Origin of the sequence: Sphingobium sp., assembly GCF_048594625.1 — a bacterium.
Taxonomy (GTDB): Bacteria; Pseudomonadota; Alphaproteobacteria; order Sphingomonadales; family Sphingomonadaceae; genus Sphingobium.
The window spans coordinates 1-16,477 of the sequence record NZ_JBMDWL010000003.1 but is presented as its reverse complement, the minus strand read 5'-3'; the positions used below and the strand labels follow the sequence as shown (position 1 = coordinate 16,477).

Annotated in this window: 20 protein-coding genes; 5 read left to right on the top strand and 15 right to left on the bottom strand. The window is 64.3% G+C overall.

Annotated features, from left to right (window positions below; all coding sequences use genetic code 11):
* Positions 1–18: 18 nt before the first annotated feature.
* Entirely contained in the window at positions 19–912 is an 894-nt protein-coding gene (locus ACOJSJ_RS00150) for a histone deacetylase (RefSeq protein ID WP_420142956.1), read from the top strand.
* A 7-nt stretch (positions 913–919) separates the two neighbouring features.
* On the opposite strand, the gene ACOJSJ_RS00145 is transcribed toward ACOJSJ_RS00150, so the two are convergent.
* The 7 genes from ACOJSJ_RS00145 to hisB all read right to left on the bottom strand — a co-directional run bounded on the left by ACOJSJ_RS00145 (position 920) and on the right by hisB (position 4,930).
* A complete protein-coding gene (locus tag ACOJSJ_RS00145) occupies positions 920–1,240 on the bottom strand; it encodes a phosphoribosyl-ATP diphosphatase (RefSeq protein ID WP_420142973.1) in 321 nt (106 codons plus the stop codon).
* A gap of 42 nt (positions 1,241–1,282) precedes the next feature.
* The gene (locus ACOJSJ_RS00140; RefSeq protein ID WP_420142955.1) at positions 1,283–1,579 is read right to left on the bottom strand and encodes a PEP-CTERM sorting domain-containing protein; all 297 of its coding nucleotides are present in this window, start codon (positions 1,577–1,579) and stop codon (positions 1,283–1,285) included.
* Positions 1,580–1,754: 175 nt separating this feature from the next.
* Positions 1,755–2,519, bottom strand: coding sequence for an imidazole glycerol phosphate synthase subunit HisF (gene hisF, locus ACOJSJ_RS00135; protein WP_420142954.1), 765 nt, complete (start codon positions 2,517–2,519; stop codon positions 1,755–1,757).
* 109 nt (positions 2,520–2,628) lie between these two features.
* Complete coding sequence (gene hisA, locus ACOJSJ_RS00130; protein ID WP_420142953.1) at positions 2,629–3,366, bottom strand: 1-(5-phosphoribosyl)-5-[(5-phosphoribosylamino)methylideneamino]imidazole-4-carboxamide isomerase; 738 nt, start codon at positions 3,364–3,366, stop codon at positions 2,629–2,631.
* Between the two features lie 53 nt (positions 3,367–3,419).
* A complete protein-coding gene (gene hisH, locus ACOJSJ_RS00125; RefSeq protein WP_420142952.1) occupies positions 3,420–4,034 on the bottom strand; it encodes an imidazole glycerol phosphate synthase subunit HisH in 615 nt (204 codons plus the stop codon).
* On the bottom strand, positions 4,031–4,318 hold the full coding sequence (locus tag ACOJSJ_RS00120; RefSeq protein WP_420142951.1) for a YciI family protein: 288 nt from the start codon (positions 4,316–4,318) through the stop codon (positions 4,031–4,033). Before ACOJSJ_RS00120 ends, hisH begins: the two co-directional genes overlap by 4 nt.
* A 24-nt stretch (positions 4,319–4,342) precedes the next feature.
* A complete protein-coding gene (gene hisB / locus ACOJSJ_RS00115) occupies positions 4,343–4,930 on the bottom strand; it encodes an imidazoleglycerol-phosphate dehydratase HisB (RefSeq protein WP_420142950.1) in 588 nt (195 codons plus the stop codon).
* A gap of 86 nt (positions 4,931–5,016) precedes the next feature.
* Here hisB and ACOJSJ_RS00110 point away from each other — a divergent pair, with 86 nt between their 5' ends.
* The 4 genes from ACOJSJ_RS00110 (at position 5,017) to gmk (ending at position 8,240) form a co-directional block, all read left to right on the top strand.
* Positions 5,017–5,493 carry an SspB family protein gene (locus ACOJSJ_RS00110; RefSeq protein WP_420142949.1) on the top strand — a complete coding sequence of 159 codons (477 nt, stop codon included), beginning with the start codon at positions 5,017–5,019 and terminating at the stop codon, positions 5,491–5,493.
* A gap of 204 nt (positions 5,494–5,697) precedes the next feature.
* Positions 5,698–7,083, top strand: a complete 1,386-nt coding sequence (fumC, locus tag ACOJSJ_RS00105; protein ID WP_420142948.1) for a class II fumarate hydratase — start codon at positions 5,698–5,700, stop codon at positions 7,081–7,083.
* A 49-nt stretch (positions 7,084–7,132) separates the two neighbouring features.
* Positions 7,133–7,489 (top strand): hypothetical protein, encoded by a 357-nt coding sequence (locus tag ACOJSJ_RS00100; RefSeq protein WP_420142947.1) that lies wholly within the window; start codon positions 7,133–7,135, stop codon positions 7,487–7,489.
* An 85-nt stretch (positions 7,490–7,574) separates the two neighbouring features.
* Entirely contained in the window at positions 7,575–8,240 is a 666-nt protein-coding gene (gene gmk / locus ACOJSJ_RS00095) for a guanylate kinase (protein ID WP_420142946.1), read from the top strand.
* A 49-nt stretch (positions 8,241–8,289) separates the two neighbouring features.
* Here the strand turns inward: gmk and ACOJSJ_RS00090 are convergent, their stop codons facing one another.
* From ACOJSJ_RS00090 to ACOJSJ_RS00055, 8 genes are all read right to left on the bottom strand, one after another.
* Positions 8,290–9,351: a class I SAM-dependent methyltransferase gene (locus ACOJSJ_RS00090; RefSeq protein ID WP_420142945.1), complete on the bottom strand. Its 1,062-nt coding sequence runs from the start codon at positions 9,349–9,351 to the stop codon at positions 8,290–8,292.
* The gene (lgt, locus tag ACOJSJ_RS00085) at positions 9,344–10,210 is read right to left on the bottom strand and encodes a prolipoprotein diacylglyceryl transferase (protein WP_420142944.1); all 867 of its coding nucleotides are present in this window, start codon (positions 10,208–10,210) and stop codon (positions 9,344–9,346) included. The genes ACOJSJ_RS00090 and lgt overlap by 8 nt, the downstream gene beginning before the upstream one ends.
* Positions 10,211–10,630: 420 nt before the next feature.
* A complete protein-coding gene (locus ACOJSJ_RS00080) occupies positions 10,631–11,095 on the bottom strand; it encodes a hypothetical protein (protein WP_420142943.1) in 465 nt (154 codons plus the stop codon).
* A gap of 100 nt (positions 11,096–11,195) precedes the next feature.
* On the bottom strand, positions 11,196–11,717 hold the full coding sequence (locus ACOJSJ_RS00075) for a beta-carotene hydroxylase (RefSeq protein ID WP_420142942.1): 522 nt from the start codon (positions 11,715–11,717) through the stop codon (positions 11,196–11,198).
* Positions 11,718–11,772: 55 nt separating this feature from the next.
* Positions 11,773–13,023, bottom strand: a complete 1,251-nt coding sequence (locus ACOJSJ_RS00070; RefSeq protein WP_420142972.1) for a mechanosensitive ion channel family protein — start codon at positions 13,021–13,023, stop codon at positions 11,773–11,775.
* A gap of 7 nt (positions 13,024–13,030) precedes the next feature.
* Positions 13,031–14,248, bottom strand: coding sequence for a cystathionine beta-lyase (gene metC, locus ACOJSJ_RS00065; protein WP_420142941.1), 1,218 nt, complete (start codon positions 14,246–14,248; stop codon positions 13,031–13,033).
* Entirely contained in the window at positions 14,245–15,093 is an 849-nt protein-coding gene (gene sseA / locus ACOJSJ_RS00060) for a 3-mercaptopyruvate sulfurtransferase (protein ID WP_420142940.1), read from the bottom strand. Before sseA ends, metC begins: the two co-directional genes overlap by 4 nt.
* A 70-nt stretch (positions 15,094–15,163) precedes the next feature.
* A partial coding sequence (locus tag ACOJSJ_RS00055; RefSeq protein WP_420142939.1) for a hypothetical protein occupies positions 15,164–16,477 on the bottom strand: 1,314 nt, incomplete at its 5' end.

Below are 16,477 nucleotides of genomic sequence, written 5' to 3'. Positions count from 1 at the left end.
GGATAGCGGGAAAAGATCATGCTGCACGTTGTTCACCATCCCGCCTATGTCTCGCCTGCAACACCCGGCAGCCATTTTCGTTTCGACAAATATGGACTGGTGATGGAGGCGCTGCGCGAAAGCGGCGCGGACTTTCTGGTCGTGGAGCCGGACCCGATGCCGCGGGACTGGATCGATGCGGTGCATGACCCGGCCTATGTCGATGAAGTGATGACCCTGAACGTACCGCCCGAAAAGGCGCGTCGCATCGGTTTCCCGGTGACGGAACGGGTGATGCGGCGGTCTTTGTTGTCGCCGGGTGGCACATGGGCCGCGGCGAAACTGGCAAAGATACATGGCTATGCCGCCAATGCGGCGGGGGGCAGCCATCATGCGCTGAGCGATACGGGCGCGGGCTATTGCGTGTTCAACGATCTGGCGATCGCGGCGAACCGGCTGGTGGCAGAGGAGGATGCGGAGCGTATCCTGATCCTCGACCTTGACGTGCATCAGGGGGATGGCACCGCTTCGCTGCTGGCGGGGCGGAGCGATATTTTCACCCTGTCGATCCACGCAGAAAAGAATTTCCCGGTGCGCAAGGCGCGATCCACGCTGGACATCGGGCTGGACGACGGCACGGGCGATGGCGAATATCTGGCGGTGCTGAGCGATATATTGCCGCGCATATTGGATGATTTCGCGCCGCACCTGATCCTGTATCAGGCCGGGGTCGATCCGCATGAAGGCGACCGGCTGGGGCGGCTGGCACTGACTGACGAAGGGCTGGACGCACGCGATCGTTTCGTCATGCGGCAGGCGCGGAGGCGTGGCATTCCGGTCGCCAGCACGATGGGCGGCGGCTATGGCGATGATCGCATGGCCGTTGCGCGGCGCCATGCGGCCTGCATGATCCGCATGGCGCAGGAAATGTAGTTAGGCCTCAATCTCTGGGACGGGCGGCCTTTTCGGCGATGCCCGATACGCCTTCGCGGCGGTCCAGTTCGTCCAGCACGGCGTCGAGCGGAATGTCGAGGTCGGCGAGCAGCATCATCAGGTGAAAGATCAGGTCGGCACTTTCGCCGATCGCCTCTGCGCGGTTGTTCGCCATGGCGGCGATGACGGTTTCGACGGCTTCTTCGCCCACCTTCTGCGCGATCTTGGCGCGGCCCCTGGCGGCGAGCTTGGCGACATAGGATGCCGATGGATCGGCGCTCCGCCGTTGGCGGATGGTCTGTTCGAGGGTGTGAAGGGTCGCGCGCATGGCACGCATGAAGCGCCCCGCGCGCGACCCGTCAACGATATTTTACTTCTTCTTGCGGCCCGCAAGGAACATGCGGCCGGCAAGGACGGCTGCGCCCATGCCGAACAGGGCCATCTGTTCGGGTTCGGGAACCGGGGTCGGCGTGCCACCCGACGAACCGCCGGTGCTGCTGTTGCCACCCGTGCTGGTATTGCCGCCAGAGCTGCTGTTGCCGCCGCTGGACGAGCCGCCGCAGCTCTTGCCGAGCCAGCACCAGAAGGTGGCATTGGCAGGAGCAGGCACGGCCAGACCTATCAGGCTGGCCGAACCGGCGACCAGGAGAAGTTTGCTGATTTTCATAATTGTCACCCCTGTGAAAAAAGAAACAAAGCGTCCTGAACGACCCTGCTTCTTCCTACGCAGTTTGCGTGCCAAACCGGCCAAGTGACGCTTTCCCGCCATCGGTGGAAAAGAACGAAGTCGACGCAAAGTGGTTAATGTAAATTAACCCGACATTTCGCTGCTTTTCCGTGCTTTAATGGTGACGAACCGGAATGTTTGCGGCCGCCAGAGCCTGATGCGCTTCAGCAATAGTGTGTTGACCAAAGTGAAATATTGAGGCGGCCAGCACGGCGCTGGCATGGCCCTGCACAACCCCTTCGACCAGATGGTCGAGCGTGCCGACGCCGCCGCTGGCGATGACAGGCACCGATACCGCGTCGGCGATGGCGCGGGTCAGGTCGAGGTCATAGCCCTGTTTGGTGCCGTCCCCGTCCATGGAGGTGACCAGCAATTCGCCCGCGCCCAGTTCGGCGAGGCGCAGGGCATGGTCCAGCGCGTCGATGCCGGTCGGCTTGCGCCCGCCATGGGTGAAGATTTCCCATCGACCTTCACCCACGCAACGGGCATCGACAGACCCCACAATGCACTGGCTGCCGAAGCGGTCGGCGATGTCGGCGACCAGTTCGGGCCGCACGACCGCCGCGCTGTTGACCGCGACCTTGTCCGCCCCTGCCAGCAGCAGCGCGCGCGCATCTTCTGTGCTGCGCACACCGCCGCCCACGGTGACGGGCATGAAGCAGACTTCGGCTGTGCGGCGCACCACGTCCAATATGGTGCCGCGGGCTTCATGCGTGGCGGTGATGTCGAGGAAGCAGAGTTCGTCCGCCCCCGCCGCATCATAGAGCCTTGCCTGTTCGACCGGATCGCCCGCGTCCTTCAGGTCCACGAAATTGACGCCCTTCACCACGCGGCCATTGGCAACGTCCAGGCAGGGGATGACACGGGTGCGGACGGTCATGGCTATTTCCCGGTTTCCTTTCGCTTCGAGCGAAGTCGAGAAGCGGATAGGGCCGCTCTTGTCATTTCTCTACTGCGCTCGAAACGAACGGTGATTGTGATATTCGGCTTCAAGCCGCCGCCTGTGCGACGGTCAATGCGGTCTTGAGGTCGAGGCGGCCGTCATAGAGGGCGCGGCCGGTGATGACGCCTTCGATCCCGTCATCGGCATGCAGGCTGAGGATGCGGATGTCCGCGATCCCCGCCACGCCGCCGCTGGCGATCACCGGTATGTCGGTGGCGCGGGCAAGGTCCACCGTCGCGTCGATATTCACCCCCTTGAGCAGTCCGTCGCGGCCGACATCGGTGAAGAGCAGGCTGGCGACGCCCGCATCCTCGAACCGGCGGGCAAGGTCGATGACAGGCATGTCGCTCTTTTCCGCCCAGCCATCGGTTGCGACGAAGCCGTCGCGCGCATCGACCGCGACGACGATGCCGCCGGGGAAATCGCGCGCCGCTGCCTTCACGAAAGCGGGGTCTTTCAACGCGGCGGTTCCGATGACGATGCGCGAGACGCCAAGGTCGAACCAGCGTTCCACCGATTCCCGATTACGAATGCCGCCGCCCAGCTGGACATGGCCGGGAAAGGCTTCGACGATCGCCTCGACTGCTGCGGCGTTGACCGCATGGCCTGCGAAACTGCCGTCCAGATCGACCACATGCAGATGCTGTGCACCGGCCTGTGCAAAGAGCAGTGCCTGCTCAGCCGGATTGTCGCCATAGACGGTGGCGCGATCCATGTCGCCTTCGGCAAGGCGGACGACCTGACCACCTTTCAGGTCGATGGCGGGGAAGACGATCAGAGACATTATCCGATTCCCAAAATTCCGTTCGGTTCGAACCGAACGGAGGTTGCATTATTTTACGGCCGCCAGTCGAGGAAGCGGGACAGGAAGGAGAGGCCATAACGCTGGCTCTTTTCCGGGTGGAACTGGCATCCGATGATGGTATCGCGCGCGATGGCGGCGACTAGCGGGCCGCCATGGTCGGTCACGGCCGCGACATGGGAAGGGTCGGCAGTTTCATAATGATAGCTGTGCAGAAAATAGGCTTCGCCCGCTTCCAGCAGGGGCGGCGCGCCGTTCAGCGCGACATCGTTCCAGCCCATATGCGGCACCTTTACCGTGGCATCGGCCGGTTCGATCAGGCGCACGGTGCCCGGAATCCAGCCCAGCCCTTCATGACGGCCAAATTCCTCGCCCGCATCGGCCAGCAACTGCATGCCCACGCATACGCCAAGGAAGGGCGTGCCGCGCCCGTTCACGGCGTTGTTCATGGCGTCCACCATGCCGGGGATCGCCACCAGCGCATCGCGGCAGGCGCGAAAGGCGCCCACGCCCGGCAACACGATACGGTCCGCCCGCGCCACGACATCGGCGTCGGCGGTGATGGTTACGTCGTCCGCCCCGGCTTTTCGCAGGGCATTATGCACCGAATGGAGATTGCCCGCGCCATAATCGATCAGCGCGACGGTCATGCCAGCAGCGACGCCAGACTGATGTCGGCGGCTTTGCCGGCCCGAAATTCGATCAGTTCGAACGAGGCCGCGCCATGGACGACGAAGGGATCGGTCGCGGCCTTTTCCTGAATGTCCGCCCGTGTGCCCTGCGCCAGCAAGATGCCGCCGGTGCGCGGTTCGCGCGGTCCGGCCAGCAACAGCCAGCCATCGGCGATACCCTGATCCAGCCATGCCCGATGATCCGCCAGATGCCCGTCCAGCACGTCGAGCGTTGCGGTATAGGTCAGCGAAATGATGAACATGGGGTCCGGCCTTTCCTTATGCTGTTACAGCATGCCCTTGGTCGAGGGGATCGCGTCCGCCTTGCGCGGGTCGATTTCCACCGCCTGACGCAGCGCGCGGGCCAGGCCCTTGAACGCGCTTTCGACGATATGATGGTTGTTGCTGCCATAAAGCAGTTCGATGTGGAGCGTGATGCCCGCCGCTTGCGCAAAGCTGTGGAAGAAATGTTCCACCATCTCCGTATCCCATTCGCCGATCTTGGTCACGGTGAAGGGCAGTCTGCACACCAGCCATGGGCGGCCCGAAATGTCGAGCGCAACGCGGCTCAACGTTTCGTCCATCGGCGAATAGACGCTGCCATACCGGCTGATGCCGCGCTTGTCGGCCAGCGCCTTGGCCACCGCTTCGCCGATGGCGATGGCGGTATCCTCGGTCGTGTGGTGCTGGTCCACATGCAGATCGCCAACGGTCTTGACTGTCATGTCGATCAGCGAATGGCGCGACAGCTGTTCGATCATATGATCGAAGAAGCCGATGCCCGTCGACACCGTATAGAGGCCAGTCCCGTCGAGGTTGACGGTGACGTCGATCTGGGTTTCCGCCGTGTTGCGGTGAATCTCGGCCGTGCGCATGGCCGCCCTATAACGGTTAGCGCGCGCCATGCAATCGCGACATGTGGGGGTTGACCGCCTGTTCCGTGCCGTTAGGACAATGGGCCATGAGCGAAGACCTGCCTGATAGCCTGATTCCCTATGACGAAATCGTGCAGGAGGCCTTGCGCGCCGTCGTCGGCCGCGTGCTGGGCGAAGTGCAGCAGTCCGGCGGCCTGCCGGGCGCGCATCATTTCTACATTACGTTCAAGACCCAGGCCCCCGGCGTCGATATTCCCAAGCATCTGGTGGAACGTTTCCCGGACGAAATGACCATCGTCCTCCAGAATAAATATTGGGATCTGAAGGTGCAAAGCGACCTGTTTCAGGTCAGCCTGACCTTCAATCAGGTGGCGGCGCAGCTGACCATTCCCTTTTCCGCGATCACCGCCTTCGTCGATCCGGCGGTCAATTTCGCACTCCAGTTTCAGGTGGCTGCGGACGAATTGCCGGAACCGCATGACGTGGCAGAAAATGACGGCCCGGTGGTGACCAACGAAGACGGCTCCAATGTCGTCACCGTTGATTTCGGCAAGAAGAAATAGGGGCGGGGCACGCCACGGCGCTCTCCCTCTTCCACAAATGATTGTTCGCAGCGCCCGGCTATTTGCGCCGGGCGTCGTGCTTTGGGCGACCCTTGCTGATCGGATTGGCGGTCGGATACGAAAGTATAGTTCGCCCTTGGATTTCCGTGGTTCCAGCCTAAATGGGAAACAGTTTTGCGACTGATTCTTAACTGGGAGTCCCGAATGACCGCTACCCGTACCGAAACTGACAGCATTGGCGCCATCGAAGTTCCGGCCGATGCCTATTGGGGCGCCCAGACCCAGCGTAGCATCGAAAATTTCCCCTTTGGCCTGACCGAAAAAATGCCGATCGGCATCGTTCATGCGCAGGCTATCGTGAAGCAGGCGGCAGCGCGGGTGAATGGCAAGCACGGGCTGGCGGCCGAAACCGTCGCGGCGATCGAGGATGCGGCCCAGACCATCGTGTCGGGTCAGCTGGACGATCAGTTCCCGCTCGTCATCTGGCAGACCGGGTCCGGCACTCAGACGAACATGAACGTCAATGAAGTGATCGCCGGCTTCGCCAATGAAAAGATCGCGGGAACGCGCGGCGGCAAAAGCCCGGTCCATCCCAATGATCATGTGAATATGAGCCAGTCGTCCAACGACAGCTTTCCGACCGCGCTGCATGTCGCGACGGTGCTGGCGACCCGTGACCAGCTGATCCCCGCGCTGGAAAGGCTGATCGCTGCGCTGACCGCCAAGGCGGAAGGATGGGGCCATATCGTCAAGATCGGTCGCACCCATACGCAGGATGCGACGCCGTTGACGCTGGGGCAGGAATTTTCGGGCTATGCCGCGCAGCTGGTGAGCGCGAAGGCGCGGATCGAAGGCGCGCTGAACGGTAATATCCGCAAGCTCGCCATCGGCGGCACTGCGGTGGGCACCGGCCTCAACGCACCGGATGGCTGGGCGGACGATATGACGGCGGCGATCAGCGACATCGCCGGAACGTCGTTCGAAAGCGCGCCCAACAAATTCGAACAGCTGGCGGCGAAGGACGGCCTGGTCTTTTTCTCCGGCGCGCTGAACACGCTGGCGGTATCGCTGACGAAAATCGCCAATGACATCCGTTTTCTGGGGTCGGGACCACGTTCGGGGCTGGGCGAACTGGACCTGCCCGCCAACGAACCGGGCAGTTCGATCATGCCGGGCAAGGTGAACCCGACCCAATGCGAATCGCTGACCATGGTGGCCGCGCAGGTCATCGGCAATCATCAGGCGGTGACCGTTGGCGGCATGCAGGGGCATTTCGAACTCAATGTCTTCATGCCGCTGATCGGGGCCAATGTGTTGCGGTCGATCCATCTGCTGAGCGTGGGAATGGAGAGCTTTGCCGAACGGTGTGTCGACGGGTTGCAGGCCAATGAGGCGCGGATCGCGGATCTGGTGAACCGGTCATTGATGCTGGTGACCGCGCTGGCGCCGGAAATCGGCTACGACAATGCCGCCACCATAGCCAAACATGCGCACAAGAAGGGGCAGACGCTGAAGGAAGCGGGGCTTGAACTGGGGTTGGTGGACGAAGCGACGTTCGACCGCCTTGTGCGTCCTGAAAATATGGTCTGATCCACATCAACATGGCGGAACCGGCGGGGCTGCGGTACATTAACCCTCTATGAAGAGGAAAAGCCCCCCGGCTGTCAAAGGCCCCGCCGCACCGCTGGTGACGATCCGTCCGCCGAAAAAGGCCGGGCTGCTGCGAAAGGCGGCCCGTGTCGGTGCAACCGTCGTCGCGGCGCGGGTCGCGGCGGCGACCGGCAAGAAGGGCGTCTTCGGCCTGATCGCCGGAGCAGGGGCCAAGCGGATCATCATGCGCTATCCGGCTGGCGCGCTGTTCGTCACCGGCGCCTATATGGCGGGCAAGCTGTATGAGGCGAAGCGGGAGGTCGACCGCAAGAAGGCGATCAAGCTGTTGCCCGACAGAAGCGCCGAGCCGATCCCGATCGACAGCGCCCGCAAGAAGACGGGATAGGTCAGCGCACCGCCGGAAGGCCGACAGCGTGGCGCATCGGCGATAGACCCCTTGCAAAAGCGATGCGGTGGGGCCACTAGCGGCCATGGCCGACAGCATCCCAACCGATACTCCTGATTTCAAGCGCCGCGGCGTGCTTTTCGTTCTGTCTTCGCCTTCGGGCGCGGGCAAATCCACCATCGCGCGCAAATTGCTGGCGGCGGAAAGCGACCTGTCCATGTCGGTATCCGCCACGACGCGACCGATGCGGCCGGGCGAAGTCGACGGCAAGGATTATCATTTCGTCAATCTGGAAGAATTTCGCCGGATGACGGCGGATCATGAATTTCTGGAATGGGCGCATGTGTTCGGCCAGCGTTACGGCACGCCGCGCGCGCCGGTCGAAGCGATGCTGAAGTCGGGCAAGGACGTGCTGTTCGACATCGACTGGCAGGGTGCGCAGCAGCTGCACCAGATTGCGGGCGGCGATGTCGTGCGCATCTTCATCCTGCCGCCGTCGATGGAGGAACTGGAGCGCCGCCTGCGCGGGCGGGCGACCGACAGCAATGAAGTGATCGAAGGCCGCATGGCGCGCGCCGCCGGTGAAATCGCGCACTGGGACGGCTATGACTATGTGCTGTGCAATGTCGATGCGGAAGATTGTTTCCAGCGCGTTCAGACGATCCTGCACGCCGAACGAATGAAACGTAGCCGCCAGACCGGCCTGATAGGCTTCATCCGCAAGCTGGGCCGTTATCATCAGGAAGACTGAGGCGTTGCCATCCGCCCGTCATGCGCCCGGTGATTGGGGGTAGGACAGCTTATTTTTCGAAACCGGCAGGATCGGCCCAGTCGGGGTGGGTCCAGGCCATAGCCTTGAACAGGGTGCCCATTTCGTCGGCGTCGGTCAGGCGGTGGCGGGCGGCCTCCACCTCTGCCGCGCGGGCGGGAGCGGTGCGGGCCAGCTGATCGGCGCGGGCGTCGATGCCCAGCTGACGCAGGAAAGCGCCCTGACCGATGGCGCCATGAACCCGCAGCCCGGCCTGTCGAGCCATATTGCCCAACAGCGTGAAATCGACATGGGTGGTCAGGTCTGCTTCGCCCGGATCGGTGAAGGGATCGGCGAACTGATGCGCCTTGACCGCCTGTAACGTGTCGCCCAGCGCAGGCCCTTCATAACCATAGTCGATGATGATCGCCGCGCCGCCCTGTTTGGCGATGCGGTTGGCGAGAGCATAGGCGATGCCCGCCCCGACGATGGGCGATTCGATGATCGCGCCTTCGGGCGCCTCCACGGCGAGCGGGGGCAGGCCCGATTCGATCCGGCGATAACCGGGCACGGCGATGAAGCGGCCTTCCTCTTCCCGGCTGACGACGACGCGTTCGCGCCATTCATCCCCCACGCGAATGCACTGGCGGACGGGCAGGGCGTCGAAAAATTCATTGGCGACCACCAGCAGCGGCCCCGTGTCAGGCAGGGTTTCGACGCTGTCATGATGGGTGACATGGGGCAGCAGCGCGCGTTGCCGGTCGCGCAGCGTGGGGCTGGTTTCCACCAGATGCGGCTTGGGCGCTAGCGCGGCGCGTTCCATGGCGCGGATCGCGTCCGCCGCCAGCGTGCCGCGGCCCGGACCCAGTTCGACATAGGCCGCTTCGGGCCGGCGGCCGGACCGCATCCATATATCCGCCAGCGCCAGCCCGACCAGTTCACCGAACATCTGGCTGATTTCCGGCGCGGTGGTGAAATCGCCATCCGCGCCCAGCGGGTCGCGGGTGCTGTAATAATGTTGGTTCGCTTCGCCGATATAATGGGCGACCGAAATCGGCCCGCCCGACGCGATCTGCCCCGCCAGGCGACGGGCCAGAGGGGGCTGTTCAGCCAATGCTGCCGGTCCCGGCCACAGGCTCCACGCGCAGGCGGCGGCCATTGGCGGTGACGATCAGATAGAGGCCGCCCAATATCATCGGGATGCACAGCCACTGGCCCATGTGCAGGCCGGTGCGCGCGGCAAATTCCATCAGCTGGGCATCGGCTTCGCGGACATATTCGACGGCGAAGCGGAAGCAGCCATAGCCGAAGACGAAAATGCCGACCAGCATGCCGGGCTTATAGCGGGCCTTGGTCCGCCAAAAGGCGAAGGCGAGGATGAGGAACAGCACGACGCCTTCCAGCGCGGCTTCGTAAAGCTGGCTGGGATGACGGGGGAAGGGGCCGCCGGTCGGGAAGATGATGGCCCAGGGCACGTCGGTTTCCTTGCCCCAGAGTTCCCCGTTCACGAAATTGGCGAGGCGACCGAAGAACAGGCCGAACGGCACGACGCAGGCCACATAATCATGGATGCGCAGCCAGCTCAGCTTTTCCTTCCACGCCATGTAGAGGATGCCGAGCGACACGCCCAGCGCCCCGCCATGGAAGGACATTCCGCCGTTCCACAGTTTGAAGATGTCGAGCGGATTCTTCAGGATTTCGGGCTGGTAGAAGATGACATAGGCCAGTCGCCCCCCGATGATGATGCCCAGCGTCGCGTAGAAGATCATGTCGTCGGCATGGCGGCGGGCCATGGGCGATCCGGGCTGGGCCACCAGTTTCAGCAGATACCAGTAACCGATCAGGATGCCCGCCAGATAGGCGAGGCTGTACCATTTCAGCGTGAAGAAGCCGAGGTTCAGGGCAACGGGGTCTAGCCCCAGATCTTCAAAGCGAATGGCGCCCGAAGCGGCGGCGGCAATGTCCAGGATCAAAACGGCGTCCCCTTGGGAATTGGAGTGCGGGCATAGAACAAGCGGGGGGGAAGATGAAGGGGAGAATGGGATTTATAGGCGTTTGCGCTATCGATCGGGCGGGCCATCGCGCAGGCACCGATGCGATGGCGACCCGGCGGCGACCCAGCGGCGACGCGACAGGTCGAAGTTCACACTGTCGTCGCGCGAAACGCGCCGCAAAGGCGACGGCCACGCGCCGCCCGCGCGCCTGTGACGCGACAGGGACGCGGCGGTTACGCGACAGTTGCGCGCCATCGACGCGCCTGTAGCGTGAAAGGGGGAAGAAGAATTTCCGTATCCGATGGAGTAGATCAGACGCGGCGGAGGTAGGAAAGGGGCCGGGGGAAAGGGCGCGGGCCGACGATCCGGCAGGGGACGAAGCGGCGGCCCGAAGCGGCGTCAGAATTTGAAGCCCAGACCCACGGCGACCACATCGGAATCGCGTTCGCCATTGCCGATCAGCAGATGCTTATATTCCACCTTGCCATAGATTTTCTCGCTCAGATCCTGTTCCCAGCTGGTGCTGAGGCCGACCGCGCTGGCGCATTCGCGGCAATCCTTCGACTGCCAGTTGACGCCCGCGATCAGCTTGCTGCCCGGCAGGACATAGGCGCCCACGCGGCCGCCGATACCCCATACGACGCGGGTATCTTTTTCCAGCACCTTTTCCGCAATGCCTTCGACGCCGACGAAGAAGCGATCGTTGAGTTCGACGTCATGGCCAAGGGTGAAGGCGGCGACGGCATTGCTGCCTTCGCGGTTCCAGATCACGCCGCCGGTGGCGTCGACATAGGTTTCGTCGGCCACGGCGGGCGTCGCGATCAGGGCTGAAGCGGCGGTCAGAAGCATGAGCAGGTTACGCATGGGGGAAAGCTCCGGGGGAAAGAATGCCCGTCGCCTTAGGCCCGTCCAATGTTACACAATATTGCTATTTCATGTCTTTCGATTGCAATATTCGAAAGACTCAGCCCTTGACTGCGGCGTCTTCCAGTCCCTTTGCGGGGCGGATGCCGACGCGGCCCTTATCGGCCAGCTGGCGTTTCAGCTCGGCGGGGTGGGGGGCGACCAGAAAGCCGAAACTGACCGTGCCTTCCTTCGTTTCCACCGCATGGTGCAGGCGATGGGCCTGAACGATGCGCTTCATGTAACGCGACCGCGCGACATAGCGATGTTTCAGCCGCCGATGCACGATGATGTCGTGAAAGCCGAGATAGATGGCGCCATAGGCCGCGATCCCCGCGCCCATGGCCGTCGCCCAATGGCCCCATCCCCATCGCACGCCGCCCGCCAGCAACAGGATGGACGGCATGGCGAAGATGACGAAATACAGGTCGTTGGCTTCCCAGAAACCGGTGCGCGGGCGATGGTGGCTGGCATGCAGAAACCAGCCCGGCCCGTGCATGACCCATCGATGCATGACATAGGCGAAACCTTCCATCGCGACGATCGCAGCGACGAAGATCAACAGGAGGGATATGGGCGACATGATGCCGATATAGGATGGCCGGATGACGGTGGCGACCCCGTAATCATGCGGGCCGTCATGTTAAGGGCGGCCGGGGCGGCTGGTGGATGACGCGCTGGGGATAGGGGATGGCGATGTCATGGTCGCGGAACAATTGCCACACGCGGCCCAGAACGTCGGATTTCACATTGCCCACGCCCCCTTCGGGATCGCTGATCCACACCAATATGTCATGTTCGACGCGGCTTTCGCCAAATCCGGTCAGCCAGACATTGGGTTTGGGATTGCGCAGCACGCGGGGGCTTTCCTGCGCGGCCTGAAGCATCAGCTGCTGCGCGAGCTTCAGGTCCGAATCGAAAGCGATGCCGATGGGGATGCGGACGCGGACATTGCGGTCGGAATAGGACCAGTTTTCCACTTCCTGCGTCATCAGATTTTCGTTCGGGATCAGATGTTCCTTGCCGTCGCGGGTGATGACGCTGACGGCGCGGACGCCGATCTTGTTCACCCAGCCGAAGCTTTCGCCCACGACGATGACGTCGCCCGGCTTGATCGACCGGTCCATCAGCAGGATGATGCCCGCGATCAGATTGCCGAACGTCTTTTGCAAGCCGAAACCGATGGCAAGGCCCAGCGCGCCGGAAAAGACGGCAAAGGCGGTGAGATCGATCGACAGCAGATCGACGCCGATGAAGAAAGCCGCGACGATCACGGCGATGGCGGCGAGTTTCTGCGCCAGCAGCTTTTGCGTGGGATCGAACCCGTCCGCCTTGTGGATCGATCGGCCGATGACGCGGTTGGCGAGGCGCACCGCGGCGAACAGCGCGACGCAGGTGGCGGCAATCGACAGCAGGCCAAGCAGTGTCAGCCGCCGCTTGCCAAGGTTGAAGCCCACCTGATCCAGCATGTCGCTGACCGGGGCGATGCCCCCACCGCTGCCCGACACGATCAGGATGAAGAGGATGAGGGCGAGCGGCACCACCGCCCAGCGGGGCATGGCAAGGCCGTGCAATATATGGGTGGAAAGCAGCGCCACCGCGCCGCCAAGGGTGATGCCCAGCACCAGATGGCCCAGCGAATCCCTGGGAAAGAAGGGCAATGCGATGGCGAGCAGCAACGCGGCGATGCCATGGCGGATGATCGCGCGGACATGGCCCGCCATCCCGTCGCCCAGCGGCGGCAGGCGGCGGCGCAGGCGCGGCGCGATGATGCGGGCCAGACCCAGCGCCGCGCCGTAGAGCAGGATCGCCAGCCCGAACGCGGCGACCGGATGGACGATGTCGGGATCGCCGGGGAGCAGCGCCAGCAGGCGGGTGGCGTCCGGCATCCGCATGTCAGGCGGCATCCCTGATCGCGCGGAACCGGGCCAGGCCCGCGTCGAGATCCGAGATCAGATCCGCCGGGTCTTCAAGGCCGATATGCAGGCGGATGGCGGGACCATCCGCGCTCCACCGGGTGGCGCTGCGATAACGGGCGGGGTCGATCGGCAGGGCAAGGCTTTCGAAACCGCCCCAGCTGTACCCGATGCCGAAATGGGCAAGGCCGTCGATCAGCGCGGCGCGCGCCGCTTCGTCGCCGCCCTTCAGGATGAAGGTGAAGAGGCCGGTAGAGCCGCTGAAGTCGCGTTGCCACAGCGCATGGCCGGGGCAGTCGGGCAAGGCGGGGTGGAGCACGCGGGCGACGTCGGGCTGATCCTGCAACCAGCGGGCGATGGCGATCGCGCTGTCCTGATGCTGTTTCAGGCGCACGCCCAATGTGCGCAGGCCGCGCGATGCGAGCCATGCGTCGTCGGGGCTGGTCATCTGGCCGAAGAGATAGGCCATCTGGCGGATTTTGCCGAACCATTGGGCGTTGGCGGTGACGCTGCCCATCATCACGTCGCTATGGCCGACGATATATTTGGTGCAGGCAAGGACGGAAATGTCCACGCCATGCGCCATGGCCGGGAAATAGAGCGGGGTCGCCCATGTATTGTCGATCAGGGTGACGACGTCGTTCGCCCGCGCCCATGCGGTGAGGGCAGGAACGTCCTGCACTTCGAACGTCAGGCTGCCCGGGCTTTCGAGGAAGAGGGCGCGGATCGGACCATCGGCCAGATGGACATCGAGTGAGACAGTCGTGGGATCATAATAGATGGTGTCGACGCCGTAGGGGCGCAGCACCTGTTCGCAGAAATTGCGGGTCGGATCATAGGCGCTGTCGACCATCAGCAGCCGGTCGCCGGGTTTCAGCACCGCCATCAGCGCGCAGGCGATGGCCGCGACGCCCGACGGGTAAAGCATCGTGCCGTCCGCGCCCGGCTCCATTTCGGTGAGCGCGTCGGCCAGCGACCATGCGGTCGGCGTGCCTTTCCGTCCGTAGAACAGCCGTTCGTGCGTGCTGCTGCCCGCCGCCTTCCGCAGATGGGCGACATCGTCATACAGGATGGTGGAGGCGCGCCAGACCGGGGGGCTGACGATGCCGCCGGGCTGCCCCGGCATGCCGGTCCATTCCGGCCTGCGCCCCGCCTGCGCGATTTTGGTCAGGGGCTGACGGTCGTCGGGATCGCTCATGCCGCCGGACCTGTCTCTTTCGGTGTTTCAGGGTCGAAACCCCATTCCGACCAGCTGCCGTCATACAGGCTGGCGTCGGTTTTACCGAGCGATTGAAGACCCGCCAGAATGATGGCGGCGGTGACGCCGCTGCCGCAGGTGGTGATGATGGGTTTGGAAAGATCCGCGCCTGCATCGATGAATATCTGCCGCAGTTCGTCGCCCTGCTTCATGCTGTTGTCGGCGGCGAAGAAAATGGGGGAGGGCATGTTGCGGCTGCCCGGAATATGGCCCGACGCCATGCCGGGGCGCGGCTCCGCCTCCGTCCCCGCGAAGCGACCCGCGCCGCGCGCGTCGATCAGCTGCGCGTCGTTGGTGATGAGGTTGGCAACGATGTCGTCTTTGGTACGGACATGCGCGCGATCGATTCGGGCGGTGACGTTACCGGGAGGGGATGCAGGCATGCCGCCGTCGGTCGGGCGACCTTCCGCCACCCATTTCTGCATGCCGCCGTCCAGAATGGCGACCGACGCGCCCACGCCATAGATGCGCATCATCCACCATCCGCGCGCCGCGCTGTGCAGCGGGCTATTGTCATAGACGATGATGCGGCTGTCGGCATGGACGCCCAGCGCCTGCAGCCGTTCGGTCATCAGCGCATCGGATGGCAATGTGTGCGGCGCGGGGCTGTCGGGATCGGCCAGCGTGTCGAGGTCGAGGAAGCGGGCGCCGGGGATATGGGCGGTTTCAAATTCTGCGCGGGCGTCACGCGGGGTGCCGGGCAGGAAAAGCGTGGCGTCGAGAATGATGAGGTCGGCGCCGCCCAGCTGATCGGCGAGCCAGTCGGTGGAAACGAGGATGGTCATGCGGCTCCCTTTGGCCCGTGGCTGTCAGGGGGCGACAGTAAGGCGGGGAACCGGTGCTGGGAAGGGCGTTTCAGGCAGGCGTCAGTTCGGCGGCGGCGCGGGCGGCCGGACGGCGATACTGGCGCGGCCCCTGATCGAGGCGCAGCGGGGCGAGCCGATCGACGGGCGGTTCCTGTTCCTGCCCGACGATGAAGGCGCGGGCGGTGCGGCCCTGACCATCGGGGATATGCCCGTCGGCATCCGCGCCCTCGACATCCCAGCGATAACCCGCGTCGAAGGCGGCGAGAGGGATCAGCAGGCTGCGCTGGCCCATGTCCACCGGCACGATCTGATCGGGGGACAGGCGCAGTTCGCCCGCCAGCTGAATGGTTTCGCCCGGCGCGATCGATACCGCGCTGTGCAGCGGCAGGCCGTCCGCGCCGGTGAAGAAACCCTGAAGCACCGCCTGTTGCTGTGCGCCGCCATTGCCCAATATGCCGCGTACCAGCACGTCGCGCGCCGGGCGGCCGCCGCGATTGTGGAGGACGAGCGCATAGTTGATCGTCACGCCCATCATTGAATAGCGGGCCTGCGTGACGCCAAGGTCCATGTCCAGCCAGGGCCGGTCGGTTTGCGGCGTGGCGGCGGGCGTCGGCCGCGCAGCGACGAGGCCCGCTGCTGGTGGGGTTTCGGCCTTGGGCGCGGCTGGCATGGGGGTGGGCGCTGCTGCCGGGCGAGGTGCACGCCGGGCAGGCGCGGGTTGGCGACGGTTCAGGATGAACGCGGCGGCGATCAGGATGATGATGGCGACCACGCCGCCGATGATCCATGGCAGCGAAAGGCCATCCTCATCCGCCGCTGGAGCGGAGGCAGGCGCGACGGCGGGTTCGCGGGCGGGTTCGGGAATGGCGTTGATGCCGGGGGTTGGCAGCGCAGCGGATGGCGGCGTCGCTGCCGCGTTGTCGGCGGCATTGTCGGAAACGCCGGCGGCTGCGGGTGCTGGCGTTTCGGGGCGTTCTGTCGCCGGTGCCGGGGTCTGTCTTGCGGGGGCGGGCGTCTGTGCCGGGCGTTCGGCAGGCGGGCTGGCGCGCTGCGAAGACGGCGCGGGCGTTGATGGAGTGCGCGGGCGGCTGGGCTGCGGCGTGGGCTGTACCGTGGCGGACGGCGGGGTGACCGTCGGCACGACGATCACGGGCGGGGTGGCGCGCGGCGTTACCGGATCGCGAAACACGTCCAGTTCCGGTCCCTGTTGATTGGGGCTGGGGGCAGGCGGCGTGGCGGTGGAGGGCGCCGGCAGACCGGCACCCGGCGCCTCCGTCTGCTGGGCATGGACGGGCAAGGCCAGCAGCAGCGGCGCGGCGATCAGATGCGGACGAATGTGAAACCCCATATCGACACGCCAAGG

What these genes read in the sequence shown, in the direction of transcription:
- hisA (WP_420142953.1), bottom strand. Translation starts at nt 3,366, where the DNA reads ATGTCTCTGATCGTCTTCCCCGCCATCGACCTGAAAGGTGGTCAGGTC.
- gmk (WP_420142946.1), top strand. Translation starts at nt 7,575, where the DNA reads ATGGCCGACAGCATCCCAACCGATACTCCTGATTTCAAGCGCCGCGGC.
- hisB (WP_420142950.1), bottom strand. Translation starts at nt 4,930, where the DNA reads ATGCGCACGGCCGAGATTCACCGCAACACGGCGGAAACCCAGATCGAC.
- ACOJSJ_RS00140 (WP_420142955.1), bottom strand. Translation starts at nt 1,579, where the DNA reads ATGAAAATCAGCAAACTTCTCCTGGTCGCCGGTTCGGCCAGCCTGATA.
- ACOJSJ_RS00075 (WP_420142942.1), bottom strand. Translation starts at nt 11,717, where the DNA reads ATGTCGCCCATATCCCTCCTGTTGATCTTCGTCGCTGCGATCGTCGCG.
- ACOJSJ_RS00080 (WP_420142943.1), bottom strand. Translation starts at nt 11,095, where the DNA reads ATGCGTAACCTGCTCATGCTTCTGACCGCCGCTTCAGCCCTGATCGCG.
- ACOJSJ_RS00070 (WP_420142972.1), bottom strand. Translation starts at nt 13,023, where the DNA reads ATGCCGGACGCCACCCGCCTGCTGGCGCTGCTCCCCGGCGATCCCGAC.
- ACOJSJ_RS00110 (WP_420142949.1), top strand. Translation starts at nt 5,017, where the DNA reads ATGAGCGAAGACCTGCCTGATAGCCTGATTCCCTATGACGAAATCGTG.
- hisF (WP_420142954.1), bottom strand. Translation starts at nt 2,519, where the DNA reads ATGACCGTCCGCACCCGTGTCATCCCCTGCCTGGACGTTGCCAATGGC.
- fumC (WP_420142948.1), top strand. Translation starts at nt 5,698, where the DNA reads ATGACCGCTACCCGTACCGAAACTGACAGCATTGGCGCCATCGAAGTT.
- metC (WP_420142941.1), bottom strand. Translation starts at nt 14,248, where the DNA reads ATGAGCGATCCCGACGACCGTCAGCCCCTGACCAAAATCGCGCAGGCG.
- ACOJSJ_RS00145 (WP_420142973.1), bottom strand. Translation starts at nt 1,240, where the DNA reads ATGCGCGCGACCCTTCACACCCTCGAACAGACCATCCGCCAACGGCGG.
- ACOJSJ_RS00120 (WP_420142951.1), bottom strand. Translation starts at nt 4,318, where the DNA reads ATGTTCATCATTTCGCTGACCTATACCGCAACGCTCGACGTGCTGGAC.
- ACOJSJ_RS00100 (WP_420142947.1), top strand. Translation starts at nt 7,133, where the DNA reads ATGAAGAGGAAAAGCCCCCCGGCTGTCAAAGGCCCCGCCGCACCGCTG.
- hisH (WP_420142952.1), bottom strand. Translation starts at nt 4,034, where the DNA reads ATGACCGTCGCGCTGATCGATTATGGCGCGGGCAATCTCCATTCGGTG.
- ACOJSJ_RS00150 (WP_420142956.1), top strand. Translation starts at nt 19, where the DNA reads ATGCTGCACGTTGTTCACCATCCCGCCTATGTCTCGCCTGCAACACCC.
- sseA (WP_420142940.1), bottom strand. Translation starts at nt 15,093, where the DNA reads ATGACCATCCTCGTTTCCACCGACTGGCTCGCCGATCAGCTGGGCGGC.